This is a genomic window from Curtobacterium citri, from assembly GCF_030362955.1.
Lineage (GTDB): Bacteria > Actinomycetota > Actinomycetes > Actinomycetales > Microbacteriaceae > Curtobacterium > Curtobacterium citri.
In genome coordinates, this window is sequence record NZ_JAUCML010000002.1 from 288,559 (window position 1) to 314,739 (window position 26,181).

At 73.5% G+C, this 26,181-nt stretch carries 17 protein-coding genes and 1 tRNA gene; 7 read left to right on the forward strand and 11 right to left on the reverse strand.

The annotated features are described in order from the left end of the window. Positions 1–113: 113 nt before the first annotated feature. A complete protein-coding gene (locus QUG92_RS03825; RefSeq protein WP_289457722.1) occupies positions 114–2,099 on the reverse strand; it encodes a S1C family serine protease in 1,986 nt (661 codons plus the stop codon). 177 nt (positions 2,100–2,276) lie between these two features. Between QUG92_RS03825 and QUG92_RS03830 the strand changes: the two genes are divergently transcribed. Further along, complete coding sequence (locus QUG92_RS03830; RefSeq protein ID WP_289457723.1) at positions 2,277–3,479, forward strand: aminotransferase class I/II-fold pyridoxal phosphate-dependent enzyme; 1,203 nt, start codon at positions 2,277–2,279, stop codon at positions 3,477–3,479. Between the two features lie 567 nt (positions 3,480–4,046). Here QUG92_RS03830 and QUG92_RS03835 read toward each other — a convergent pair. From QUG92_RS03835 to QUG92_RS03850, 4 genes are all read right to left on the reverse strand, one after another. Beyond that, positions 4,047–4,862, reverse strand: coding sequence for a carbon-nitrogen hydrolase family protein (locus QUG92_RS03835; protein WP_289457724.1), 816 nt, complete (start codon positions 4,860–4,862; stop codon positions 4,047–4,049). A gap of 73 nt (positions 4,863–4,935) precedes the next feature. Continuing rightward, positions 4,936–5,012 (reverse strand) — tRNA-Met (locus QUG92_RS03840). A gap of 63 nt (positions 5,013–5,075) precedes the next feature. Further along, the gene (locus QUG92_RS03845; RefSeq protein ID WP_289457725.1) at positions 5,076–8,060 is read right to left on the reverse strand and encodes a UPF0182 family membrane protein; all 2,985 of its coding nucleotides are present in this window, start codon (positions 8,058–8,060) and stop codon (positions 5,076–5,078) included. A gap of 270 nt (positions 8,061–8,330) precedes the next feature. After that, entirely contained in the window at positions 8,331–9,440 is a 1,110-nt protein-coding gene (locus QUG92_RS03850; protein ID WP_289457726.1) for a YlbL family protein, read from the reverse strand. A gap of 125 nt (positions 9,441–9,565) precedes the next feature. Between QUG92_RS03850 and QUG92_RS03855 the strand changes: the two genes are divergently transcribed. Both QUG92_RS03855 and QUG92_RS03860 read left to right on the forward strand, forming a co-directional pair. Then, positions 9,566–10,981: a zinc-dependent metalloprotease gene (locus QUG92_RS03855; protein WP_289457727.1), complete on the forward strand. Its 1,416-nt coding sequence runs from the start codon at positions 9,566–9,568 to the stop codon at positions 10,979–10,981. Positions 10,982–11,041: 60 nt separating this feature from the next. Continuing rightward, positions 11,042–11,899: a TOMM precursor leader peptide-binding protein gene (locus QUG92_RS03860; RefSeq protein ID WP_289457728.1), complete on the forward strand. Its 858-nt coding sequence runs from the start codon at positions 11,042–11,044 to the stop codon at positions 11,897–11,899. On the opposite strand, the gene QUG92_RS03865 is transcribed toward QUG92_RS03860, so the two are convergent. Both QUG92_RS03865 and nudC read right to left on the reverse strand, forming a co-directional pair. Continuing rightward, complete coding sequence (locus QUG92_RS03865) at positions 11,790–13,532, reverse strand: ATP-dependent helicase (protein WP_289457729.1); 1,743 nt, start codon at positions 13,530–13,532, stop codon at positions 11,790–11,792. The genes QUG92_RS03860 and QUG92_RS03865 overlap by 110 nt on opposite strands. Beyond that, positions 13,529–14,464, reverse strand: coding sequence for an NAD(+) diphosphatase (nudC, locus tag QUG92_RS03870; protein WP_289457730.1), 936 nt, complete (start codon positions 14,462–14,464; stop codon positions 13,529–13,531). Before nudC ends, QUG92_RS03865 begins: the two co-directional genes overlap by 4 nt. Before the next feature lie 130 nt (positions 14,465–14,594). Between nudC and QUG92_RS03875 the strand changes: the two genes are divergently transcribed. Continuing rightward, complete coding sequence (locus QUG92_RS03875) at positions 14,595–15,593, forward strand: phosphotransferase (protein WP_289457731.1); 999 nt, start codon at positions 14,595–14,597, stop codon at positions 15,591–15,593. Positions 15,594–15,722: 129 nt separating this feature from the next. Here the strand turns inward: QUG92_RS03875 and QUG92_RS03880 are convergent, their stop codons facing one another. Both QUG92_RS03880 and QUG92_RS03885 read right to left on the reverse strand, forming a co-directional pair. Further along, on the reverse strand, positions 15,723–18,977 hold the full coding sequence (locus QUG92_RS03880; RefSeq protein WP_289457732.1) for an ATP-dependent DNA helicase: 3,255 nt from the start codon (positions 18,975–18,977) through the stop codon (positions 15,723–15,725). Then, complete coding sequence (locus tag QUG92_RS03885) at positions 18,974–22,129, reverse strand: UrvD/REP family ATP-dependent DNA helicase (RefSeq protein ID WP_289457734.1); 3,156 nt, start codon at positions 22,127–22,129, stop codon at positions 18,974–18,976. The genes QUG92_RS03880 and QUG92_RS03885 overlap by 4 nt, the downstream gene beginning before the upstream one ends. A gap of 149 nt (positions 22,130–22,278) precedes the next feature. On the opposite strand from QUG92_RS03885, the gene QUG92_RS03890 reads away from it, so the two are divergent. Continuing rightward, positions 22,279–22,503, forward strand: a complete 225-nt coding sequence (locus QUG92_RS03890) for a DUF3107 domain-containing protein (protein ID WP_069711785.1) — start codon at positions 22,279–22,281, stop codon at positions 22,501–22,503. Between the two features lies 1 nt (position 22,504). Then, a complete protein-coding gene (locus QUG92_RS03895; protein WP_289457735.1) occupies positions 22,505–22,792 on the forward strand; it encodes a hypothetical protein in 288 nt (95 codons plus the stop codon). A 68-nt stretch (positions 22,793–22,860) separates the two neighbouring features. On the opposite strand, the gene QUG92_RS03900 is transcribed toward QUG92_RS03895, so the two are convergent. Next, entirely contained in the window at positions 22,861–23,577 is a 717-nt protein-coding gene (locus QUG92_RS03900; protein WP_259346270.1) for a ferritin-like domain-containing protein, read from the reverse strand. 104 nt (positions 23,578–23,681) lie between these two features. Between QUG92_RS03900 and QUG92_RS03905 the strand changes: the two genes are divergently transcribed. Further along, positions 23,682–25,199 carry a DEAD/DEAH box helicase gene (locus QUG92_RS03905; RefSeq protein ID WP_289457736.1) on the forward strand — a complete coding sequence of 506 codons (1,518 nt, stop codon included), beginning with the start codon at positions 23,682–23,684 and terminating at the stop codon, positions 25,197–25,199. 92 nt (positions 25,200–25,291) lie between these two features. Here the strand turns inward: QUG92_RS03905 and QUG92_RS03910 are convergent, their stop codons facing one another. Beyond that, positions 25,292–26,164: a PHP domain-containing protein gene (locus QUG92_RS03910; protein ID WP_434533037.1), complete on the reverse strand. Its 873-nt coding sequence runs from the start codon at positions 26,162–26,164 to the stop codon at positions 25,292–25,294. Between the last annotated feature and the right edge of the window lie 17 nt (positions 26,165–26,181).

Below are 26,181 nucleotides of genomic sequence, written 5' to 3' on the forward strand. Positions count from 1 at the left end.
GAGCGCCCACCTGCGCCGCTCCCGGTACCCGTGCACGGCACCGGCCGACGGGAACGACGGACGGGAGGCGCGGTGCCAGCCGGCACCGCGCCTCCCGTCCGTCGTGTCCCGCGTCAGCCCTTGTAGGTGCCGAGCGTCACGTTCGTCTCGCGGGTCTCCCCGCCGCGCACGTAGGTGATCGTCGTCTTCGCGCCACCCGCGAAGTACCGGACCTGCGCGGTGAGGTCGGTCGCGTCGGAGACGGTCGCGGACCCGATCTTCGTGACGACGTCGCCCTTCTGGAGGCCGGCGTCGGCCGCCGCGCCACCGGACGACACCGACTTGATGAGCGCGCCCATCTGGGTGGCGTTCGCGTCCTCGGAGGCGTCGCCCACCGTCGCGCCGAGCAGACCGTGCGTGGCGGACCCGTTCTCGCGGATCTCGTTCGCGACCCGCTCCACCAGGTTCGACGGGATCGAGAAGCCGACGCCGATGCTGCCCGACTGCGAGTCGGACGACTGGGAGCTGCCGGCGCTCGCGATCGCCACGTTGATGCCGATGAGCTTGCCCTTGGAGTCGAGCAGCGCACCACCCGAGTTGCCCGGGTTGATCGGCGCGTCGGTCTGGATGACCGGGAGTGAGACCGTGGTCTTGGTGCCGGAGCCGCCACCGTTGCCCGGGAACTCGAACGGGCTGCCGTTGCCGTTCCCGCCCTCGTTCGAGTCGCCGCCCTGGCTGGGGGCGCTCGACGCGACCTGGATGCTGCGGTCGAGGGTCGACACGATGCCGTCGGTGACGGTGTTGGACAGGCCGAGCGGTGCACCGATCGCGACCGCGGTGTCGCCGACGTTGAGGTCGGACGAGTCGGCGAACGAGATCGGCTTCATGTCGGTCGCGTCGATCTTGATGACGGCGAGGTCGACGGTCGGGTCCGTGCCGACGAGCTTCGCCGGGTAGATTTTGCCGTCGGACGTCGTCACGGTGATGGTGCCGTTCGCGCTGTCGCCGTCGAGCGTCACCACGTGGGTGTTCGTGACGATGTAGCCGTCCTTGCTGAACACGACGCCGGAGCCGGTGCCGCCCGCAGAGCCCGACGACACGTTGATCGTGACGACGGACGGGGTGGCCTGTGCGGCGACCGCGGTGACCACGGTGGCGTTGTTGTAGTCGTTGACCGTGAGGTTGCCACCGCTCTGCGACGAGCCGGAACCGACGACGGTGCCGCTGCCGCCGTGCGACGCACCCGCAGCCCAGCCGGCGCCACCGCCGACGAGGCCGGCGAGGACGAGGCCGGCGACGATCGGCAGGACGAGCTTGTTGCGGCCCTCACGCTGCTTCGTCGTCGAACCGGCGGCTGCTCCCGCCGCGGCGCCCGTGGCGGCACCGCCGAAGTAGTGGCCGTTGCGCTGGTTCGAGCCGTCGACGTCGCCGAAGGCGCTGGCGGAGGCCGGGGCCTGGGCGGAGCCGGGGTACTGGGCGCTGCTCGGGTACTGGGCGCTGCCCGGGTACTGGGCGTCGTGGGTCGTGCCGTACCGGGAGTCGCCCTGTGCGTACTCGCCGTAGCGCGGCTGGCCGTACTGGTCCTGGCCGTACTGACCCTGGCTCTGGCCGTACTGGCTCTGCCCGTACTGACCCTGGCTCTGGCCGTACTGGCCCTGGTCCTGGCCGTACCGGCTCTGGCCGTACTGGCCCTGGTCCTGGCCGTACTGGCCCTGGCCGTACTGACCCTGGTCCTGGCCGTACTGGCCCTGGCCGTACTGACCCTGGTCCTGGCCGTACTGGCTCTGCCCGTACTGCTGCTGGCCGTTGTCCGACCCGTACGGGCTCGTCTGCTGCGAGTCGGTGTCCGACCGGCCGCCGATCGTCGGGTAGGGCGCCGTGTACCGGTCGGTCGGGTGGTCCCCCGGCGTCGAGATGACGTCGGTCTCGTCGGCGCGAGCGTGGCCGATGACGTCGGTGTGGTCGTGGTCCGTGGGGCGCGAGTTCGGCTCCTGGGAGGCGTCCGGCGCCGACGTGCCCTCGCCGGAGGTGTCGCGCGGGGCGTCCTCGGCTTCGGCCCGGTGGTCGGTGTCCTGGGGGCGGTTCTCGTCGCCCTGGCCGTGAGGCGTGGTGTCGGTCATGCTGGACGTGCTCCTTTCAAGCTCGTGCAGTCTTCCGGACCCACCTGTGCGGTGCTCCTGCTGGGGCTGCAAGCGACCTATGGCGATCTTATGCGTCGGCTGTGGGAGGCTCCCGGGCTCGGTGCCGCCCGAGCGCTAGGTTGGGACGGACCGCGACGTCGAGCGCACGGAGGACCCATGCACCGCACCGGACCGTGGCTGCGCGCCGCCGAGGGGGCCATGCTGCTCGGCCCGGACGGCGTCCCCGCGCCGACCGTGTTCGCCGAGATGAGCGCCCTGGCCGCCGCCACCGGCGCCGTGAACCTCGGACAGGGCTTCCCCGACGAGGACGGCCCCGCCGTCGTGCTCGACGCGGCCGTCGAGGCCATCCGGCAGGGCGTCAACCAGTACCCGCCCGGCCGGGGCACCCCGGGGCTTCGCGCCGCCGTCGCCGAGCACCAGTCGCACTGGTACGGGATCGACGTCGATCCCGAGCGTGATGTCCTCGTCACCGCCGGCGCGACCGAGGCCCTCGCCGCCACGCTGCTCGCCTTCGTCGAACCCGGGGACGAGGTCGTCACCTTCGAGCCCTTCTACGACGCGTACGGTGCGCTGATCCGGCTCGCCGGGGGCACGCACGTCACGGTGCCGCTCACCGCACCGGACTTCCTGCCCGACGAGGACACCCTGCGCGCCGCGTTCTCCGACCGGACCCGGGTCGTCCTGGTGAACACGCCGCACAACCCCACCGGCCGGGTGCTCCCCCGCGAGGTCCTGGCCACCGTCGTCGAGCTCGCCGAGCGGTACGACGCGCTCATCGTCACGGACGAGGTGTACGAGCACCTGACCTTCGCCACGCCGCACGTGCCGATCGCGACGCTCCCGGGAGCCGGCGAGCGGACCGTGACGATCTCGAGCGCTGGCAAGACCTTCAGCACCACGGGCTGGAAGATCGGCTGGCTCACCGCCGCACCGGCGCTCGTCGAGGCGATCGTGTCGGTGAAGCAGTACCTGACGTTCGTCAACGGCGCTCCGTTCCAGCCCGCCGTCGCCGTCGGACTCCGACTGCCGGACGAGGTCTTCCACGGCATCGCGCAGGACCTCGCCGCCAAGCACGACCTGCTCGCCGCCGGCCTCCGGTCCGCCGGGTTCGACGTGCTGCGACCGGACGGCGGCTACTTCGTCATCGCCGACACCGCGCCCCTCGGCCACGAGGACGCCCGTGCGTTCTGCCTCCGCCTCCCGGAGCTCGCCGGCGTGGTCGGCGTCCCGGTCTCCGCGTTCGTCCGGCCGGAACACGCGTCGGGCTACCGGTCCCTCGTCCGGTTCGCGTTCTGCAAGCGGCGGAGCGTGCTCGCCGAGGCGGCGACGCGCCTCGCGGCACTCGCACCAGCGCGCTGAGCCGCCGCGCCCCGACCGGCTGCGTGCTGACCGGCTGCGTGCTGACCGGCTGCGTGCTGACCGGCTGCGTCCCGGTCACCGTGCGTGCCGGTCGCGATCCGCTCGCGTCCGGACCCGTGTGCGCGTCGAGCGGGCGCTTCCTGCGCCGGTGACCGGTCGCTGACGACGAATACCGCCCGCTCGCGGAAGCCCGCGACCGCTCCGCTGCGTCGGCCGCGGTGGCCGCGGTGTCCCGACCCGGACGGTCATGCCTCCGAGCGGGCGAACCGGGTGCGCGTCGAGCTCCGGCAGCTCCTGAACCGCCCGCTCGCCGACACAGCGCTCCGCCCGCGGGCACGAGCGGGCGCATCCTTCACCCCGTCGGGGCGTCCGGTGCCGATTCCGCCCGCTCGCGCGCCGGACGCGAGGAGGGTCACCGCAACGGGAGCACCCGACTGCACGAACGGGCGGGACGTGCGCCATCGCCGACGCCCTGGTGCCTCTTCCGCCCGCTCGCCGCCCGGCCCGCGCACCCCGGCGCACCGGAGAGCCGTCGGGGCACCGGACCGTGGCCGCCCCGGCCGGGACTCAGCCCCGCGGCACCACGTCGAAGCGCCGGAGCGCCAGGGACGGGTTGACCGCACGGACCCCCTCGGTCGTCGCGGTATCGATCGTCGCCACCAGCAGGCCCGGAGCAGCACCGGCTGCCGCCACCGCGACGCCCGACGGATCGACTACGACGGACCCACCGATCCCCACCGGACCGGTCTGGCCGACGCCGACCACCCAGACGGTGTTCTCGATCGCCCGCGCGGTGAGCAGCGTGCGCCAGTGGTGCTCCTTGCCCGGACCGCGGACCCACTCGGCCGGCAGGACGACGACGTCGGCGCCGCCGGTCTCCGGAGCTGCGAGCCGTCGGGTCACCTCGGGGAAGCGCAGGTCGTAGCAGGTCTCCAGCCCGATCCGCACCCCGCCGAGCTCGAAGACGGGGACCTGGTCGACCGAGCCGGACTCGATCCGGTCGGACTCCCGCGCCCCGAACGCGTCGTACAGGTGCACCTTCCGGTAGGTCGCGGCGATCGACCCGTCGGGCAGCACGGCCACGAGGGTGTTGCGGAACCGTCCCGGCACGTCGGCCGTCTCGGCGACACCGACCACGAGCGCGATGCCGACCGTCCGAGCCACCTCTCGCAGCCCGGACACGAACGGCCCGTCGAGCGGTTCCGCTGCTGCGACGAACCGGTCGTCGATCTCCGCGGCGAACCACGACGTGTACTCGGGTGTGACCAGCAGGTCGGCGCCACGGGCGGCAGCGTCCTCGGCGGCGGACCGGACGGTTCCGAGGTTCGCGAGGGTGTCGTCGACGGGGGCGAACTGCGCGGCGGCGATCGTGAGGGTGCCCATCCGGTGAGCGTACCCGGGCGCCGCACACGACGAAGGCCCCGGTCCGAGTGGACCGGGGCCTTCTGGTGACGCTTGGTTGCGGGGGCAGGATTTGAACCTACGACCTCTGGGTTATGAGCCCAGCGAGCTACCGAACTGCTCCACCCCGCGGCACGTCTTACAGCCTACACACGCCCGTGGCGGGGCACAAATCGAGTGCCCCGCCACGGCGTGTCAGTTGCCGCTGTCGGCTTCGGTGGCGGCTTGGATTGCCCGCTGCAGGCGCTCGTCCGCCTCGGCAGCGGCGACCAGGTCGTTGTCCGCGTACGCCTGCTGGCGGTCGTCGAGCGCGCTCTTGGCGTCGTTCAGCGCCTTCTGCAGCGCCTGGTTCGCGGTGCCGCTCGACGAGCCGCCGCTCGCGCCACCCGAGGTCCCACCGGTGGATCCGCTCGAGGAGCCGCCGTCGGACGTGTCGGATCCGGAGTCCGTGGACCCCGAGCCGGAACCGTCCGCAGCGCCCTGGTCGCCGGCAGCCGCGCCGGAGTCACCGTCGAACAGGCTGTTCAGTGCCTGGTCGAGGGTGTCCTCGAACGCGATCTTGTCGCCGAAGGCCACGAGCACCTTCTGCAGCAGCGGGTAGGACCCGCTCGACGTCGACTGCACGTAGACGGGCTGCACGTAGAGGAAGCCGCCACCGACCGGCAGGGTCAGCAGGTTGCCCTGCTTCACCGTGGAGTTACCCCGCTTCAGGATGTTCAGCTCCTGCGACACGGTGGTGTCACCGTTGAAGAGGCTCTGCACCTGCGCAGGACCCGGGATGTTGTCGGTCTTCGGCATCGTCAGGAGCGTGAGCTTGCCGTAGTTGGCACCCTTCTCGCCCTTGCCGGCACCACCGGCGTCCGAGTCGACCGCCAGGTACCCGGTGAGCACGTTGCGGTTGTTCGCCCCGGCCGACTGCTGCGGGATGTAGGTCGTGTAGAGCGAGTACGCGGTGTCCTGCCCCGGGACCTTCATCGTCAGGTAGTACGGGTCCTGCAGGTTGCCCTGCGTCGCCGTGGCCTGGGTGCCGAGCGCGTTGGTCGTCGTCTGCGAGACGTTGTCCGCCGTCGAGTCGGTGTCGCTCTCGGTCGTGCCCGTCGTGGTCTCCTGCGGCGTGTTCCACGCGTCGTCACCCGAGTAGAACGAGTTCGCGTTGGTCACGTGGTACGTGCCGAGGATGGACCGCTGCACCTTGAACAGGTCGGTCGGGTAGCGCACGTGGTCGAGCAGCTCGGCACTCATCTGCGACACCGGCTCCGTCGTGCCGGGGAAGATCTTCTGCCAGGTCTTCAGCACCGGGTCCTGGGTGTCCCACGCGTAGAGCGTGACCTTGCCCGTGTACGCGTCGACGGTGGCCTTCACCGAGTTGCGGATGTAGTTCACCTGGTCGGTGCGGAACGCCGAGGAGTCCGTGCCGTTGACACTGTCCGACATGCTCTGGCTCTGCGAGTACGGGTACGCGTCGCTCGTCGTGTAGCCGTCCACGATCCACTGGATGCGGTGGTCGACGATCGCCGGGTAGGCGTCGCCGTCGAGCTTCAGGTAGGGCGCGACCTTCTGCACACGCTGGATCGGGTCGCGGTCGTAGAGGATCTGCGAGTCGCGGTTGACGGCGTCGGAGAGCAGGATCTGCTCGGACTGGAACTTCGCCGCGTAGACGAGCCGGTTGAAGAACCCGCCGAGGCTCGGTCCGCCGTTGCCCTGGTACGTCGTCGTGGCGTTCCCGCCGTCGCTGTCGTCCGAACCGGCCGGGTAGTCGAGCTCGACGTTCTTCGTCCCCTCGGGGCCACCGACGATCGAGTAGGGCGGCGAGGACTCGCCGAAGTACACGCGCTGCTGGTAGTCGCCGAGGGCGCCGTTCGCCGGGATGCCCGACTCGAGGAACACCGGCTTGCCGTCGCTCGCGCGCTGGTTGCCGTAGGCGGCGGTGACGCCGAAACCGTGCGTGTAGACGAACGTGCGGTTGTACTGCGTGTTCGCCTGGGCGCTGAGGCCCTCGAGGTCGATGTCGCGGACCGCGATCACCGTGTCCTCGGTCTGCCCGTCCACGTCGTACCGGTCGACGTCGAGCTCCCGCGGGAACTGGTAGTACTGCCGGTACTGCTGCAGCTGGCTGAAGGTGTCGGGGACGATCTTCGGGTCGATCAGGCGGATGTTCGCCGTGGTCTGCGCGTCCTGCGCGAGCGCCCCCGAGGTGACCTCGGTGGTGGCGTCGTAGTTCTGCTCCTGCACGCCGCTCACCCCGTAGGCGTCGCGCGTGGCCTTGATGTTGCGCTCGATGAACGCGGACTCGTAGGTGCGCTCGGAGGGCTTGACCTGGATGCGTTGCACGATCCAGGGGTAGATCCCGCCGATGACGATGGCGGCGACCAGCAGCAGGCCGGTGCCGACGATCGAGATGCGCCAGCGGCCGATGACCGCGGTCACGATGAAGAGGATCGCGACGATGGCGGCGATGCCCGCCATGATCTCGCGCCCGGGGATCACCGCGTTGACGTCGGTGTACTGCGCACCGGTGATGAGCGGGTTGTCCTTCGTCAGCGCGGCGTACTGGTCGAGCCAGAGGCTGACGGCCTGGAGCGCGACGTAGACGGCGGCCGTGACGGCCAGCTGGATGCGCGCCGCCCGCGAGATGCGGACCTCGCGCCCGCCGAAGCGGAGCGCACCGTAGAGGTAGGTCGCGGCGAGCGCGGCGATGCCGGCGAGGAGGACGACGGCCGACGAGTACGCCACGATCGAACGCCAGAAGGGGAGCTCGAAGACGTAGAAGCCGATGTCCAGACCGAACTGCGGGTCCTTCTTGCCGAACGACGTCCGGTTGAAGTACTCGAGGACCATGCTCCACCGACCGGCGGTCGCGAGCCCGGCGAAGAGGCCGAGCACCACCGGGATGCCGATCACGACGGCCCGGCGCAGCGGCTCGATGACCTGCTGGTAGCGGTCGAGCTGCGAGTTGAGCTTGGCGTAGACGGGACGGAACCGGTACGCGAGCGCGATGCTCACGTACACCGGGACGGCCATGCCGAGGAACCCGGCCACGAACATCAGGGTGCTCGCGACCCACCTCGTGGTGAGGACCTGCTGGAAGCCGAGCTGGGCGAACCACGCGTAGTCGGTGTACAGGCTGGCGAAGATGAAGAAGCCGATCACCAGTGCGGCCAGCACGATGATCGTGACCACGATCGGGACCCGCGGCGAGCGCCGCCCAGAAGGAGAGGGACCCGAGGTGGACGAGGTTGTCGTCACTTGATGTGCTCCAGACGTGTCGGACCGGCGGGCCCGGCGCGGCGGGCCGTCAGTGCACCGATCCTACGGGTCCCCGCCGACAGCCAAGCTGTGCGGGGACTCAGGAAGGTGACCCGTGCCTCCAGGCCGTCCGGACGGGAGGCGCGGATCGCGACGTGCGCGCACGTCGCGGGGACCGGATGGCCGGTCCGACGACGTGCAGTGCTACGACGTGCAGCGCGCGAGACCGGCGGTGCTCTTCCCCGACGCGATGGTCTGCAGGTCGGTGACCGCCTGGTCCAGCGTCGCGACCTTGTAGACGTCGAGCCCGTCGGGGACGTGACCGACGACCTCGTCGCAGTTCTCGGCGGGTGCGAGGAAGACGGTCGCGCCGGCGTCCTTCGCGCCGTACAGCTTCTGGCGGATGCCACCGATCGGTCCGACCTCGCCGTCGGCCGTGATGGTGCCGGTCCCGGCGACGTGCTCGCCGCCGTTCAGCTCGCCCGGCGTGAGCTCGTCGATGATCCCGAGCGCGAACATCATGCCCGCGGACGGACCGCCGACGTCCTGCAGTGCGATCTTGACCTCGAAGGGGAACTCGTAGTGCTCGGTGACGCCGACGCCGAGCAGTGCGGTGCCCTGCTCCTCGCGCGGGGTGACCTCGACGGTGCGGCTCGTGCCGTCGCGCTCGACGGTGACCTCGGCCGGGGACGAGGTCCCGTGGTCCGCGACCGCCGCGCGCAGCGAGCCGGCGTCGACGTTCGTGGTGAGCTGGTGCCCGTCGAAGGCCGTGATGACGTCGCCCTTGCGGAGGACGCCGTCCGCGGCGGACCCATCCTGCACCGAGCCGACCTCGAGCCGGGTGGGCAGGTCCTCGCCCTGGTGGATGAGCGCGGCGGCGACGGCCGACTGCTGCGACGACTGCATGTCCGCGGCGTCCTGCTGGTTCACCTGCTCGGTCGTGGTGCCCTCCGGGTAGACCGCGCTGGCCGGGATGACGGCCTCGGAGCGCGAGAACAGTGCCCGGATGACGCTCGTCCACGACGGCCGGTTCGTCGCGTCGCCCTGGATCCCGACGGTGAGCATGTCGAGCGCACCCGCGGTCGGGTACGTCCGCGCGCCGTCGATCTGGATGAGCTCGACGTCCTTCGCGTCCTTGCCCTGCCCCTGCCGCTGGGTGCCGATGGTGTTGTACACCGGGCCCGGCACCTCGATGAGGTACGGGCTCGGCAGGAAGCTCGCCAGGAGCCCGAGCACCACGGCCCCGATGACGAACGCCCACCCGACGGTACGGGAACGGGAGCGGCGACGGGGCGCAGGGGCGAAGAGGGTCACGGACGTCCTTCCACGGGGCGGGCGCCCGCGCGTGCACGGGCTGTTCGCCCTCGGCGCAGCGGTTCGGGCGACCCCACGGGGGCATCCCAGGCGCGGTCCCGTGAGCAGCGATTAGCGTAGTCGGCATGCCTGATGAACCGCAGCGGGGTCCGGACGACGACTTCCAGGAGATGCTGCGCAAGCTGCTCTCCGGAGAGGGACAGATCGACCCGTCGCAGCTCGCGGGCGCGGCCGGCCTGCCGAACGACCCGGCGTTCGTGGCGAACCTCATGAGTCAGCTGCAGCGGGCAGCGCAGTCCGGCGGGGACGGCATCGACTTCTCGGTCGCGTCGGAGCGCGCGACCGCGATCGCCCGCGACGGCGGCCACCCGGTGGACCCGGCGACCTCGCAGGCCGCCGGGCAGGCCTTCCAGGTGGCGGCGCTCTGGCTCGACGAGGCGACCTCGGTCCCCGAGCTCACGGCGACGCCGAGCACCTGGACGCGCGAGCAGTGGGCGCGCGCGACCACCCCGGTGTGGGCGCAGATCGCCGAGCCGGTGGCGCTGAGCATCGCGAACGCCCTCACCGAGGCGATCGACCAGCGCGCGCCGGAGCAGCTCAAGGCCATGCTCGGCGACGTCTCGAAGGCGATGCGCGGCGTGGGCGGTGCCCTGTTCGCGGTCCAGCTCGGCCAGGTCGTCGGACAGCTCGCGAAGGAGGTCGTCTCGGGCGGCGACGTCGGCGTCCCGCTCCTCGACGAGCAGGTCGCGGTGCTCCTGCCGCAGAACGTTGCCGAGTTCGCCGAGGGCCTCGACGTCCCCGAGGACGAGGTCCGCATCTACCTGGCGGTCCGGGAGCTCGCGCACGCGCGGCTCTTCCGGTCGGCGAAGTGGCTCCGGCTGCACATCATCTCGTCGATCACCGACTACGCGCGCGGCATCCACATCCCGTTCGACCGGGTCGAGGAGCTCGCGTCGGAGATCGACCCGACGAACCAGGAGCAGCTCCGCGACGCACTGGCGTCGGGCGCGCTCATCCCGCCGCGCACCGCGGAGCAGGAGGCCGCGCTCGGCCGCCTCGAGACGATGCTCGCGCTCGTCGAGGGCTGGGTCGACACCGTCACCGCCGCCGCGACCGTCCGCCTGCCGCGGTCCGACGCCATCGCCGAGATGGTCCGTCGCCGCCGCGCCGCCGGTGGCCCCGCCGAGTCCGCGTTCGCGACGCTGGTCGGGCTCGAGCTGCGGCCCCGCCGCCTCCGGGAGGCCGCCGCGCTGTGGCAGCGGGTCACCGACGAGCTCGGTGCCGAGGAGCGCGACGCCCTGTGGGCGCACTTCGACGCCGTCCCGACCTCCGAGGACGTCGACGACCCTGAGGCCTTCGTCCTGCGGCTCCGCAACCCGGGCCGGTCCGCGGAGGACGACGCGTTCGACCGGGCGCTCGAGGACCTGCTCAACGACACGACCGGCGACCGTCCGCGCGAGGACGAAGCGGGTGGGATCGACGAGGCCGGTGGTCCCGAGGACGGCGGTACCCCGAACGGCGACGGGGACACGCCCGAGTAGTTCTCCACAGATGGCGACGGCCGGTCCCCTCGGGGCCGGCCGTTCCGTCACGGTGGGGACATGGGCATCCGCATCGACCCCACGCTCGAGTTCGTCTGGCGCGACCCGGGGACCGTGCAGCTCGGCGTCGACCCGCCGCGTGCCGTCGTCCCGGTGCCGTCCACGGCCGAGGAACGGTTCCTCTGCGCACTCCGACGCGAGACGAGCCGTGACGCGCTGACCGCACTCGCCGCCACGACCGGGTGCCGCCCGGAGGTCGCCGCGCGGATCCTCGGCGACGCGTCCCCCGCCGTGGTCGAGGTGCTACCCGAACCGCTCGCCCGGGTCGAGGTGCACGGGCCGGGCGCCCTCGCCGACACGGTGGCGGAGCTGCTCTCCGGCGAGGGCGTCACCGTCGCCAGGACCGCCGCGCCGCGTGGCGGTCCGGTGGTGCTCCCCGACCCGCCGCCGTCCCTCGCGCTCGTGGTCGCCGACCACGTCGTCGACCCGGCCCTCCGCGCGGCCTGGGCACGTCGCGGGACGCCGCACCTCGCACTCGTCGTCGGCGACGGCCGGGTGCGCCTCGGTCCGGTGCTCGTGCCCGGCGAGGGCCCGTGCCTGCAGTGCGTCGAGTACGCACGCGTCGACGCCGACCCGGCGTGGCCGGCACTCGCCGCGCAGGTCTGGGGCCGCCCAGCGGCGCCGCTGTCACCGTGGCGGCTGGCCGCGCTCGCGTCCGCCGCGACCCGGATGCTCGTGCAGCGGCTGCCGAGCACGATGCAGGAGCCGGGGACGGACCAGGTCGTGTTCGACCGCGACGACCTGTCCGTCAGCCTGCTGCCGGTGGCTCCGCACCCGCGGTGTGCGTGTCGAGCGCTGCCAGGAACCGGCTCGGGGCCCGGGCACCCCCTCGCGTGGAACCCTGTCGCGACCACGTGACGGTGACGGAACGGCGTGCACGGGTGAGGCCCACGTAGAAGAGCCGCCGTTCCTCGTCGACCTCGTCGTCGGTGGACGCGTGCGAGATCGGCAGCAGCCCCTCGGCGGCACCGACCACCAGGACGTGCGGCCACTCCAGGCCCTTCGACGAGTGCAGCGTGGCGAGCGTGACCGCGTCGAGCTCCGGCTCGTGGTGGGTCGCCGCACGGTCCACGAGGTCCTGCGTGAACTGCTGCATCGTCGTGCCCTCGGGCGACGCCTCGGCCAGGCCCATGATCGCCTGCAGCGCCTCCCACTGGTCGCGGACGGCGCCCGTGCCGTCGGGCGGGGTGGGGGTCCAGCCGCTCAGCTGCAGCACGAGCCCGACGCGTCGGGTGAGCTCGTCGTCCGTCTGCCGGACCGCCTCGCCGCGCATGTGGTGCACGGCGAGCTTGACCTCGGGCCGGTCGAAGAAGCGGGTGCCGCCCTGCACGCGGTACGGGATCCCGGCTCGACCGAGCGCGGACTCGAGCGCGGCCGCCTGCGCCCCGACGCGGTACAGCACGGCGCACTCGCCGAACCGGGCGCCGCCCGCGACGAGCTCGCCGATGCGCCGTGCCACGGTCTGGGCCTCGTCCCCGTCGTGCACGCACGCCAGGACCTCGGGCGCAGGCCCCGGCTCGGCCGTCTGCGCGACGAGGTCGAGCGCACCCGGCTGCCCGCGCATGAGGGTGTTCGCCGCGTGGACGACCTCGCGCGTGGAGCGGTAGTTCCGCTCGAGCCGCAGCACCGAGCCCCGCGGGAACTCGGAACCGAAGCCGAGCAGGTACCGGCTCGAGGCCCCGGCGAACGAGTAGATCGTCTGGCTGGCGTCACCGACCACGCACACGTCGTCGCGACCGCCCAGCCACGCACGGAGCAGGTCGTGCTGGACGGGTGAGACGTCCTGGTACTCGTCGACGACGAAGAACCGGTACTGCTGCCGCACGTACGATGCCACGCGCGGCTCCGACTCGACCATCCCGAGCGTGGCGAGCAGGACGTCCTCGAAGTCGAGCTGCCGCCGGTCGTCCTTGAGCTGCTCGTAGGCGCGCATGAGGTCGACGACGCGTCGCGCCGGGGTGTCCCGCGGCATCACCCGGTCGACGGCGGCGGCCTCGTACTCGTCGTACGTGAGCATCTGCACCTTGCGCCACTCCACCTCGGCCGCCAGGTCGCGCAGGACCGGGGTGTCGACGTGGATCCCCACGGTGTCGGCCGCGTGCGCGATGACCCGGCCCTTGGACTCGACGATCCGCGGTGCGTGCCCGCCGACGGTGTCCGGCCAGAAGTAGCTGAGCTGCGCCATCGCGGCGGCGTGGAAGGTCCGGGCCTGCACGGTGCCCGCACCGAGGGCGCGCAGCCGGGAGCGCAGCTCACCCGCGGCGCGCGTGGTGAAGGTCAGCGCGAGGACGTGGTTCGGCGAGTAGGTGCCGGTCGCCACCCCGTACGCGATGCGGTGCGTGATCGCCCGCGTCTTGCCGGTCCCGGCGCCGGCGAGGACCGCGACCGGGCCGAGCAGGGTGCGGGCGACGGTCTGCTGCTCGGCGTCGAGCGCGGCGAGGAGCTCGTCGGGCGAGGGCGGCCGCACCGGGGCGGGGCGTCCGTCGGTCACGGCAGGTCGAGCGGCCCGCCGTACCACTCCTCGATGATGGCGCGGGCGATGGACGTCCGGCCGGGCAGCAGCAGGGTGTCACCGGCGCGTTCGCGGACCTCGTCGCGCGAGAACCACCGGACGTCGAGGATCTCGACCCCGTCCGGGCGCACCGTCGACGGGTCGCCGTCCAGGGCACGCGCACGGAAGCCCAGCATGAGCGAGGCGGGGAACGGCCAGGGCTGCGATCCGAGGTACTCGGGTTCCTCGACGCGGACGCCGGACTCCTCCCAGACCTCGCGTCGCACGGCGTCCTCGAGGGACTCCCCCGGTTCGACGAACCCGGCGAGCAGCGAGTACCGGTCGGCGTCCCACGCCGCGTTCGAGCCGAGCAGGATGCGGTCGTCCGCGTCGGTCACGCCGACGATGATCGCCGCGTCCGTGCGCGGGAAGATCTCGTGCCCCTCCGGGTCGCGGCGGACCCACCCGCCGCTGACGACCGCCGAGGGCGAGCCGGTCCGCGGCGAGAACCCGTGCACGGCGTGCCAGTTGGCCATCGCCACGGTCTCGACCGCGAGGCCCTGGTCGCGTGCGGACAGCTCGGTGCCGAACATGCGGAGGCTCGCCCACGCGTCGTCGTCGGACTCGATCGCCTCGGCCGCGGCCGTGTCGAGCAGCGCGGCGACGAAGCGCGTCCCGGCGGGGGCGTCCGGGGCGTCCGCGACCGCGCGGCCGAGGTACAGCACCACGGCGTCCTCGGGCACGGCCGTGACCTCGACGAAGCGGAGCGCACCGTCCGGTTCGCGGAGCAGGTCGGCGCCGCGCACCGGCAGCCACCGCGTCGAGGGGTCGTCCCGGAGGACGCGCTCGAGGTCCGGCGTGGTCCGGAACTCCGCGTCACGGTCGAGTTCGTTGCGGGACAGCGGGAGCCTTGCGGCGAACTCGACGGTCACGGCAGGGCGCTCCTTGCGGTCGGGACAGGGTCTCCGGCTGTCGTCCGGCGGGACCCCGTGGACCGTTCCGGGGCTCGACGGGCCAGCGTGGCGTGCGCTCGGCCCCCGGACGCGGACCTACCCTGAGGACATGGCGGGATCCCAGTTCACTCTAGCCGCGTTGGCGACGACGGCCGTTCCCGGCATGGTCGTCACGGGCACACGCACACTCGGCTCGGCGGCGTCCGGCGACTACGAGTCGGCCGTCCTCCGCGACGCTGACGGCGCGCTGAGCGCCATCCGCCGACCGCGCAACCAGCGCGCCGAGGCCCGGCAGTCGGCCGACCTCGTCGCGATCCGCGCCCTGAGCGCCGGCATCCGCACCCGACTCCCCTTCGCGGTGGCCGAGTACCGCGGCCAGGCACCGGTCGGGTCGACGCGCGCCATCGTCACGACCTACGTGCACGGTGCGCACCCGACGCTCCGCGACCTCGGGGAGCGCCCGGAGCTCGCCACCGCCGTGGGCCGCGCCGTCGCCGCCGTGCACCAGCTGCCGACGAGCTTCGTCACCGACGCCGGCCTGCCCTCCCTCACCCCGTTCGAGGTGCTGCGCTCCGCCGTGTCCGTCATGGACCGTGCGGTCGCGACCAAGCTCGTGCCCGCCGCGCTCGTCGAGCGCTGGGAGGGCGCTGCGCGCGACCAGCAGCTCTGGCAGTTCACGCCGACCGTCGTGCACGGCGCCGTCGGCACCGGGGTCCTGCTGGTCGACGGCGACGCCGTCAGCGGTGTCCTCGACTGGGGCGAGCTCCGGCTCGGCGACCCCGCGAAGGACCTCGCGTGGGTGCTCGCGGGGCAGCGCGAGGCGTTCGACACCGTCCTCAGCGCGTACGAGGCGAACGGCGGCGGTCGTGACCGCCAGCTCGCCCAGCGCGCCCGGGTGTACCACGAGCTCGAGACCGCGCAGTGGCTGCTGCACGGTGTGCAGGCGAAGAGCACCGAGGTCGTCGACGACGCCGTCGCGATGATGCACCGCCTCGTCGACGCGGTGCAGACGCCGACGGCGGCGCCGCTGCAGTCGGTCTCCCCCGAGACGATGGAGATCGGCGAGGTCGAGCAGCTGCTGTCGTCGACCGAACGCCGCCACGGCTGACCCGACGAGCGGGCGCACCGCGCCCGAAGCGTCCCGACCGCACACGGTGCGTCGCGACCGCGCAGCCGATCGACTGTCGGACGGGAGGCACGGGGCGGGCCCGCCACGCGCCTCCCGTCCGCTGTCGGATCAGCCGACGGCGTCCCGCCACGCGCGCTCGAGACCGGCGCGGTCGAGCAGCTCGGTCGGGCGGACCTCGAGGTCGTCGGCGACGAAGTAGAACACCGCGTCGACCTCGTCGAGCGGGCGACCCGTGAACTCCGCGTAGGCGACGCGGTAGAGCGCGAGCTGGAGCTGCCGCGCGGCCAGGTCGTCCGCGCCGCTCGGCGCCTTGCCCGTCTTCCAGTCGACGACCTCGGCCCGACCGTCGATCTCGTACACGGCGTCGAGCTTGCAGACGATGCTGTGGCCGAGGAACGGGATGTGGATCTCGCGCTCGACCTCGATCGGCGTCCGACCGGCCCAGCGTGACCGGGCGAACGTCGCCTGGAAGGCCGCGAGCCGTCGGGCGTCGTCGTCGGTCACGGCCGCGTCCGCGGAGGCGTCGACCGCCTCGTCCGCGTCGAGGTCGCGCTCGCCGTCCCACAGGTCCAGCGTCTCGAGGGACCCGCCGCTCCCCGCACGCTGCTCCACCCACCGGTGGAACAGGGTGCCGAGCCGGGTGGCCCGGTAGGGGCGCTCGGGCATCGGACGCCGCAGTCGCTCGGCGACGGCGCCGGGCTCCGCCAGGTAGTCCTTGAAGCCGGAGGCCGGGACCCGGTGCGGGACCGCCACGGCGTGCCGGGCGGACCGGCGCGCCTGCCGCTCGGCGAGCAGCAGGTCGATCTCGGCGGCGAACCGCCCGGCCGCGCCGGGGTTGGCGTTCCGCACCCGGTCGGCGGCGGCGAGCACCCGGGCGCCGCGCTGCCCGAAGGGCACGTGCGGCCAGGTCTGGGTCGCGCCGTCCTCGCCGAGCGGGTCCTCCTCGTGCACGGTGCGGTCGGGCACCGCCTCGGGGTCCACGATCCCGGCCTCGACCAGGTCGCGCAGGTACCGACTCGGCTCGGTCGGCTTCACGCCGCCGGCCCACCAGGACCCGGAGACGAGCAGGTCGTGCCGGGCCCGGGTGAGCGCGACGTACGTGAGCCGGCGTTCCTCGTCCTCGTTGCGGGAGCGCACCTGCTCCTTGTAGGCGTCGATCGCGTCGACCACGCCCTTCTGGTCGGCGTTCCCCCGCCAGGCGAGCTGCGGCAGTTCCTCGGCGTCGCCGCGGAACTCGTAGGGCAGCCGGCCGAAGCCCAGCCAGCCGGACGAGCCCTCCTGCGGTCGTGCCGGGAGCGCACCCTCGACGAGGCGCGGGACCGCGACGGCGTCCCACTCCAGGCCCTTCGACCCGTGGATGGTCAGGACCTGCACCGTGCCGGCCTCGGGCTCCTCGGACCGCGGGCCCATGTCGTCGCGGCGGGCAGCCGCGTCGATCCAGCCGAGGAAGGCGCCGAGGTCCGCCCGGTCGTCGGTGGCCGCGAAGCCCGCGAGCTCGTCGACGAAGGCGTCGAGGAACGCGGCGCTGCCCTGCTCGTGCGCGGCGACCTCGACGTCGAGCCGCATCTCCTGCACGACGAGCGTGACGAAGTCGACGAGGTCCCCCGAGGCCCGGGAGCGGAGCGCGGCGAGCTGCTGCCCGAGGGCACGCATGCGCTGCCGACCAGCGGGGCTGATGCCCTCGAGGGCACCGTGCTCGTCCGGGGCCGTCGCGACGAAGTCGAGCGCGTCGACGATCGAGCCGTGCTCCCCGGCCGCGACCGACGCCCGGAAGGCCGCGGTCACCTCGTCGTCGAGCCGCTGCTGCGTGTGGTCCCGCCCGAACAACCACCGCGCGAGCTCGTGCAGTGCGACGACGTCCGCCGCGCCCACGCGCCACCGGGCGCCCGCGAACAGGCGGATCAGGTCGTTGCCCGCGGACGGGTCGTGCAGCACGCGCAGGCACGCGACCAGGTCGACGATCTCCGGCCGCTGCAGCAGGCCGCCGGTGCCGAGGACGTGGAACGGCACGCGCTGCGCGGCGAGCGCGGCGGTGAACGCCGACAGGTCCCTCCGCGAGCGCAGCAGCAGCGCCATCGAGCCGTCGGGCGTCGCGGCACGGCGCGTGGCGAACCACCGGGCGACGCCCTCGGCCTCCTCCGGCAGGGTCTCCGGGAACAGCGCCGTGACGGTGCCGAGGTCCGCGCCCGGCCGCGGGGACAGGCGCTCGACCGCGACCTCCGACGCGGCGGACAGCGGGTCGACGACGGCGTTCGCCCCGGCGAGCACGTCGACCGGGTTCCGCCAGCTCGTGGACAGGGCGAACGTGACCGGTACGGGGCCCGCGTCGCCGAAGTCCCGCGGGAAGCGTGCGAGGTTCGCGGCGCTCGCACCGCGGAAGCCGTAGATCGACTGGTGCGGGTCGCCGACGGCCATCACCGGGTGTCCGCGGAACAGCCGGGCCAGGAACCGGGTCTGGACCACCGAGGTGTCCTGGTACTCGTCGAGCAGCACGACACGGAACCGGTGCCGCAGGTCGTCGACCACGCGCGGCGCGGACTCGGCGGCGGCGAGCGCGAGGGCGATCTGGTCGGAGAACTCCACGAAGCCGCGGTCGACCTTCTGCCGGCGGAACTCCTCGACCAGGTCGACGAGCGGTTCGAGGGCGCCGATCGCCGCGACCGCGTCCGTGACCGTCTTGTAGGGGTTGCCCCGGGCGTTCCCGGGCAGCTCGAGCAGGCCCGCGAAGTCGATCGCGAAGCGCCGCAGGTCCGCGGGGTCGACGAGGTGCTCGGACACCGCGCCCGCGAGGGAGACCACCGCTGCGGTGACGGTGTCGACGTCACGGTCGAGCCCGGCCAACCGGTCGTCACGCGCGGCGACGACCACACGGCGCGCCAGCTGCCAGGCGGACGGTTCGGTGAGCACCTGCGACTCGCCGTCGCGTCCGACGAGCAGCGCGTTCTCGCGGAAGACCGCGTTCGCGAAGGCGTTGTACGTCGACACGGTCGGCGCCTCGAACGCGTCGCCCGCGGCGAGCAGGCCGACGTCCTCGAGCGCACGGATCCGGTCGTTGATGCGGACCGAGAGCTCGCCGGCGGCCTTGCGGGTGAAGGTCAGGCCGAGCACCTCGGCCGGTCGGACGAACCCGTTCGCGAGCAGCCAGACGACGCGGGAGGCCATCGTCTCGGTCTTCCCGCTGCCGGCGCCGGCGACGACGAGTGCGGGGGCGAGCGGCGACTCGATGACGGCGCGCTGCTGCGCGGTCGGGCGGGGTCGGCCGAGGGCGTCGGCGATCGCGTCGGCGTCGTGCTGCGCGGGAGCGCCTGCCGAGGGGTCCGCCGCCGCCGGCCGCTCGGTCTCGTGCTCGGTGCCGGTCGTCACCACGTCACCTCGCCCACCACGTGGATGCGGCACTCGACCCCGGTGCGTGCCCGGTCGCAGTGGTCGTCGACGTTCGCGAGGAAGGTCCGTCCGGCCATGCCCCGGGCGACGCCGTGGAGGCGGGCGCGGTACGCCTCGCGGGCCTCGTCGTCGAAGGCGTGCTGGGTCCGCTCCGAGAAGGCGCGACCACTCCGCGGGTTCTGCACGAAGACGAGCCGGGCGTCCGCCATCGACGACCCCGCGGGCACGCCCTCGACCGCGCCGTCCTCGACCGCGAGCTGGTACGCGCCGAGCTGCGGGTGCTCCGGCATGTCGTTCTTCTCGCTCGGCATCGAGCGCCCGGTCTTCAGGTCGACGACGCTGACCCGGCCGTCGGGGTCGACCTCGATGCGGTCGATGCTGCCCCGCATCCGCGCCGGTCCGGTCACGAGCGCGAACGAGGTCTCCGCGCCGAGCAGCCGCCGCCCGGCGCTCGCGAACGTCCGGAGGTAGTCGCTCAGCCCCTCGATCATGCGGCGGGTCCGGGCGCGCTCACGGTCGGCCACCCACGGCGACTCGAACGTGAGCTCGTCCCAGCGGCCCTCGACGTGCTCCCACAGGGACTCGACGTCGACCGTGGTCGCGTGCTCCATCGCCTCGTGCACGATCGTCCCGATGCCCATCGCCGGGCTCGGCGCCCCGCCGCCGAAGGTCTGCGCGAACCAGTGCACCGGGCACTCCTCGAAGGTGCCGATGCGCGACGGCGACACCGCGACCGTCGGCGGCACGGGTTCGCCGCCCTCGTGCTTCGGTGCCGGCGGGGCGTCGAGGTCGACGAGCGGGGCGTCCGTCGTCGGTGCGGCGGTGCCGTACCACTCGTCGGGAGACGCCCCGGGGACGTCGGCGTCGGCCAGGCGTGCGAGTGCTGAGGCGGCCTCGTGGTCCCCCGAGGTCACGACGCGACGGCGCAGCGACCCGGCCAGACCACGCAGGGACAGGGGGTGCACGGTCGGTTGCCGGTCGGGCGGCACGGGGACGAGCCGGACGAAGGGCGACGGTGCCTCGTCGTCGTTGGCGACGGTGCCGATCACCACCTGCGTCGTCGCGCGCGACACGGCCCGGGCGAACAGGCGCAGCTCGTCGGCGACCACCGCCGCCCGGTCGTCCACCGGGCCGTGCTCGACGCCCGCGGCCGCGCGGACCAGGCCGTCCGGGTCGAGGAGGCTCCCGCGCACCCGCGTGTTCGGCCACACCCCGTCCTGCAGCCCGAGCACGACGACGACGTCGCACTCGAGCCCGATGGTGGCCGACGGCGTCAGCACCCGGACGCGGCCGGCCGTCCGGTCAGGTCCGATCGAGTCCTCGGGCAGGTCGGCCCCGAGCAGGTCGTCGACGAACACGCGGGCGGGGGCGTCCGGGGTGCGTTCCACGAAGCGCTTCGCCGCGGTGAACAGCCCGACGACCGCGTCGAGGTGCCGGTCGGCCTCGGCGGCGCCGACCCCACCGGCCGCCGACTGCCCGCCCCACGTGGTCGCCAGGCCGCTGCGCTCCCAGAGCCCCCAGAGGATCTCCTCGATGCTCGCGTCCGCGGCGGCGTCGGCGTGCGCGCGGACCAGGCTCCGGGCGAGCCGAGTCGCCCGGCGCGCGAACCCCGCATCGATCGTCGCGAGCCGTTCGGGCGCGCCGAGCGCCTCGACCAGCAGCTCGTCGGCCGTGCGCGTGCCGCCGCCGGCGAGCTCCTCGCGGCGCAGGGCCAGCCGGAGTCGTCGCATGGCGAGGGTGTCGAGGCCACCGAGCGGCCCCGTCACGAACGACGTCGCGAGGTCGGCGTCGAGCGCCACGACGCCGAGTGCCACGCCGGCCGCGCCGAGGAGCGCCCGCGCGGCACCGTCGTCCCGCGGTCGGATCGGGGCGGCGCCGGCCGTGGCGGGGACCTCGGCGACGGACAGCGCGCGGACCAGCTCGGGGATCGCCGCGCCGCTGCGCGTCACGACCGCCATCCGGTGCCAGGGCACGCCGTCGAGCAACCGGTGCTCCCGCAGGCGACGGGCGACGGCGACGACCAGGGCCGACCGGCTCGCCGCCTCGAGGTGCAGCACGGCGTCGCTCCTGGCATCGGTCGCCGAGGCCGCCGCCGTGCGCTGCCGGCCCGCTGCGGCGGCACCGATGCGCGCGGTCACGGCGCTCACGAGGGCGCGGACGGGCGCGGCGTGCCGGTGCACGGTGCCGAGCACGATCTCGTCGACCCGCTCGACGCCGAGGCGCACGGCCAGACGCCCGAGCACGTCCGGCTCGGCGCCGCGGAACGCCGACGCCGCGATGTCCGGATCGCCGAAGGCCACGACCTGCGTCCCCGCACGGGCGAGCGCGCCGAGCAGCGCGACCTCGCCCTCGACGAGCTCCTGGGTGTCGTCGACGACGACCAGCCGGAGCGCCGCCACGCTCGCCGGGACCTCGCCGCGGAGCACCGCGGCGGTCGCGAAGGCCACGAGCTCGGCGGCGTCGAGGCTGCTGCCGCGGAACGCGCTGACCGTGGCCCGGTACTCGTCGACGAAGTCGCCGACGGCCCGCCACTCCGGCCGCCCGGACTCGTCGCCGAGCTCCCGCATGTCCTCCGGCTCGACGCCGGCCGCGACCGCGCGCATCATGACGTCGCGCAGGGCCGTGCGGAATCCGGCGCGCTCCCGGACCACCGCGGTGATCGGTGCGGGCCACGCGGGCCCGGTGCCGTCGACCTCGTGCCCGTCGAGCAGGTCGGCGATGATGCGGTCCTGTTCGCCGCCGGTGAGCAGGGTCGGCGGCTCCTGTCCCTGCAGGGCGGCCGCGTGCGCGACGACCTGGAAGGCGAGCGAGTTCACGGTCCGGGCGAGGGCCCCGGGCACGACCCGGCCGGCCGCGGCGGCCAGACGGTCGCGGAGCGCGGTGGCGGCCGTGCGGGCCGAGGTCAGGGCGAGCACCGACGCGTGGCCGTCCGCCGACACCGCGTCGGCCCGGCCGAGCCGGTCGGCGACGAGCCGCGCGAGCGTCGTGGTCTTGCCGGTGCCGGGCGCCCCGAGCACGGCCGCGTGCCGTCCGTCCGGCAGCGCGAGCACCGCGTCCTGCGTCGGGTCGGCGACGAGCGGGCGGGCGACCCCGACGTCCTCGGGGAGGGTCGTCAGCGTCGTCCTGGGCACGCGGCAACGGTACCGAGGACGGCCGACAGCACCGGCCGACGCACCGGTGCCGGGATAGGTGAGCGGCCGCCTCCTCGGCCGGGACGGCCACGAGTGCGCCCCGGGCGAACGCTCGATCCGCGCGCGGGGTGCTCGGATACGCTGTGGTCGTGGACATCAAGATCGGCATCATCAACAGCCCGCGCGAGATCGCCTTCGAGACCGCCCAGAGCGCCGAGGAGATCGAGCAGGCCGTGGCGCAGGCCCTCGAGTCGCAGTCGACCCACCTGTCGCTCAAGGACGACAAGGGCCGCCGCTTCATCGTGCCGGTCGCCTCGCTCGCCTACGTCGAGGTCGGCGCCGAGGAGTCGCGCCGCATCGGTTTCGTCGCCTGACGTGGAACTGCTCTTCGCCGTGCTCGGCGGCCTCCTCGCGGGGGCCGTCGCGCACGTCGTGGTGCCCTGGCGCTCCACGCGGGGCGCGCTGCTCGGCCCGGCGGTCGGCGGCATCACGGCTGCCGTGGCCTGGGAGGCCCTGACCTGGGCTGGCTGGCGGTACGACGGCGGCTGGATCTGGTTGGTCGCCCTGGTCGGTGCCGGTGTCGTCGCGGTGGTCACCGAGTGGGTGCTCGGTCGTCGTCGCACGACTGCGGACGACGCGTTCTTCGAGCGCGCCCGCGCCTGAGCCCGCCGGACCGCCCGCGCCTGATCTCGCCGGACCGTCGGCGCGCCCGCGCCTGACCCGCCGGACGGTCAGGCCGTCAGGCCCAGCGCGTCCATCCGCCGCGTGTGCGCCGCGATGAGCTCGGTCCACACCGGCTCGAGCCGCTCCTGGTCCTCACGCGCGTGCGATGCCAACGCCGACCGCGCCACGAGGAGCGTGTCCCCGACCAGCCGCCGGCCCCACATCGCGAGCCGCGAACCGACCTGCGGGTCCTGCTCGATGTGCGCCGCGAGCTCGTCCACGACCGCGCGTTCCTCACGGGCGTCGAAGACCGTCCGCAGGCGCTGCCGCACGTCGGCCGGCAGCGAGCGGAGCAGGCTGCCGAACAGGTCGTTGAGGATGCCGGCGGTGACGTACCCGGTCAGCATCGACTCGTACCAGTCGGCGCCGCTCGTGCGGGCGAGGAAGCGGTCGATCGCCTCGCGGTGCGGCTCCATCAGCTCGGCGGGCTGCCCGCCGTGCCGTTCGATCTCGGCCACGAGCGTCCGGTGCCGCTCGAGCGCGGTCGTCGCGAGGACGCCGGTCACCAGGCGGCCCGACATCGTCGGTGCCGCGGCACCCGCGCGGCCCATCGTCTCGTAGAGCGAGAGCTGGAGGTAGGCGGCCTGTCCCAGGTACACGTCGAGTTCCGGACTGACGTCGTCCAGCTGCAGGCGCTCCACGGGCTTGGCGTTCCGCGGGTTCCGCGACGCCAGCCACGCCGCCGCGAGCTGCGCAGCGCGCTTCCGGTTCCACCACGACACCACGCGACCAGCATAGGGGCCGTGGCACCCCGCTCCGGCCCGCGGGCGTGCTCGTCGCCGACCGTCGGTAGACTGGCCTGGACTTCCACCAGGACTAAGGTGCTTCTTTGACTTTCGCAGACCTCAACATCGAGCAGGACATCGTCGACGCGCTCGCGACGAAGGGCATCGCCGAGCCCTTCCCGATCCAGCAGCAGACGATCCCGCTCGCCCTCACCGGCCAGGACATCATCGGCCAGGCCAAGACGGGTACCGGCAAGACGTTCGGCTTCGGGCTCCCGCTCATCCAGCGTCTCGGCGCCGACCCGGAGCACGGCGTCAAGGCGCTCGTCGTCGTCCCGACCCGCGAGCTCGCGGTGCAGGTGACCGAGGACCTCGAGCTCGCCACCTCGAACCGGTCGACCACGATCGTGTCGATCTACGGCGGCAAGGCGTACGAGGGCCAGATCGAGCAGCTCAAGGCCGGCGCCCAGATCGTCGTCGGCACGCCCGGTCGCCTCATCGACCTGCAGCGCCAGCGCCTCCTCGACCTCTCCCACGTGCAGGAGGTCGTGCTCGACGAGGCCGACCGCATGCTCGACCTCGGCTTCCTGTCGGACATCGAGCGCATCTTCCAGGCCGTCCCCGCGGTGCGGCACACGATGCTGTTCTCGGCGACGATGCCGGCGCCGATCGTCGCGCTCGCCCGCCGCTTCATGACCCGCCCGGTGCACATCCGCGCGACGGACCCCGACGAGGGCCTGACGCAGGCGAACATCAAGCACGTCATCTACCGCGCGCACTCGCTCGACAAGGACGAGGTCATCGCCCGCATCCTGCAGGCCGAGGGCCGCGGCAAGACCGTGATCTTCACGCGCACCAAGCGCGCCGCCGCGAAGCTGGTCGAGGAGCTGAAGGACCGCGGGTTCAACGCCGCGGCCGTGCACGGCGACCTCAACCAGGAGCAGCGCGAGCGCGCGATGGCCGCCTTCAAGGCCGGCAAGCGTGACGTGCTCATCGCGACGGACGTCGCCGCCCGCGGCATCGACGTCGACGACGTCACGCACGTGATCAACCACACCATCCCGGACGACCCGGACACGTACCTGCACCGCGCGGGCCGCACCGGTCGCGCCGGCAAGACGGGCATCGCGGTCACGTTCGTCGACTGGGACGACCTGCACAAGTGGACGCTGATCGACAAGGCCCTCGAGTTCGGCATCCCCGAGCCCGTCGAGACCTACTCGTCGTCGCCCCACCTGTTCAGCGACCTCGACATCCCCGCCGGTACGAAGGGTCGCCTGCCCGGCGCGCCCTCGCACGCGGCCGAGGCCGGCTCCTCCTCCGCCGGCCGGGGCGCCCCGCGCAGCGGTGACCGTCGCGGCTCCGAGCGCAGCGGTGACCGCCAGGGCGGCGAGCGGGGCGGCTCGCGTCCGCGCTCGCGCACCCGGACGGGAGGCTCGTCCGAGGCCGCCACGTCGGCTCCGGCCGTCGAGTCCACGGGTCCCGACGCCGCGCACCCCGCCGGCGAGGGCTCGACCACCGACGGTGCCGCGAAGCGTCGGCGTCGCCGCCGTCGCCGCGGTGGCAGCGGTTCCCCCGAGGCGACCGCCTCGGCTCCGCAGGGGTCGTCGGACGGCGAGTAGCGCCTCCGGACCGGAGGGCCCGTCGCTGACGCGACGGGCCCTCCGTCGTCCCCGCCAGCGCGCCGGCCTGCCGCGCCCGGTCCGGGCGGGTGTCAGGCCAGCCGGGAACCCGCGCCGTGCACGGGCGCGCTGCCCGTCGCCTGCTCGACGATCGCGTCGAAGGAGACCCGGGCCGTGCGGTGCTCACCGAAGCGGTTCGGCTTGCCGGTGCCGTGGTAGTCGCTCGACCCCGTCACGAACAGGCCGTAGCGCTTCGCCCAGTCGAGCAGGGTGCGCTTGCCGTGCGCGAGGTTCTCGCGGTGGTCGACCTCGAGGCCGCCGAGCCCCGCGTCGACGAGTTCCCGGAGCGCCGGTTCGTCGATGACGATCCCGCGCGAGGACGCCGCCGGGTGCGCGATGACCGGGACGCCACCCGCCGCCCGGATCAGCTCCACCCCGCGCAGGGGCGTCGGGGCGTCGTGCGGCTCGTAGTAGCCGGAGGCCGGGTGCAGGATCCCGCGGAAGGCGGCGCTCCGGTCGGGCTCGAGCCCGCGGGCGACGAGCGCGTCGGCGATGTGGGGGCGGCCGATGGTCGCACCGTCGCTGGCCTGCGCGATCACGTCGTCCCAGGTGATCGGGTGGTCGCGGCCGATCCGTTCGACCATGCGCCGAGCGCGGGCGAACCGGCCGTCGCGGATGCGGGTCGTCTCCTCGACGAGGCCTGGGTCGGACGGGTCGACGAGGTAGCCGAGCACGTGGACGCTCCGGTACCCGACGCGGGTGCTCAGCTCGAGTCCGGGCACCAGTGTCATCGGCCGGTCGCGGACGGCGGCGATGGCCTCGTCCCATCCCGCGGTGGTGTCGTGGTCCGTCAGGGCGACGCCGTCGAGTCCGGCCGCGGCGGCTGCGGCAACGAGTGCGGCGGGGCGCTCGGTGCCGTCGGAGACGCTCGAGTGGGCGTGCAGGTCGATGAACGGATCGGGCACGTCGACCATGCTAGCGA

Coding starts and splice junctions, on each gene's coding strand:
- QUG92_RS03825 (WP_289457722.1), bottom strand. CDS start 2,099: ATGACCGACACCACGCCTCACGGCCAGGGCGACGAGAACCGCCCCCAG.
- QUG92_RS03830 (WP_289457723.1), top strand. CDS start 2,277: ATGCACCGCACCGGACCGTGGCTGCGCGCCGCCGAGGGGGCCATGCTG.
- QUG92_RS03835 (WP_289457724.1), bottom strand. CDS start 4,862: ATGGGCACCCTCACGATCGCCGCCGCGCAGTTCGCCCCCGTCGACGAC.
- QUG92_RS03855 (WP_289457727.1), top strand. CDS start 9,566: ATGCCTGATGAACCGCAGCGGGGTCCGGACGACGACTTCCAGGAGATG.
- QUG92_RS03860 (WP_289457728.1), top strand. CDS start 11,042: ATGGGCATCCGCATCGACCCCACGCTCGAGTTCGTCTGGCGCGACCCG.
- QUG92_RS03875 (WP_289457731.1), top strand. CDS start 14,595: ATGGCGGGATCCCAGTTCACTCTAGCCGCGTTGGCGACGACGGCCGTT.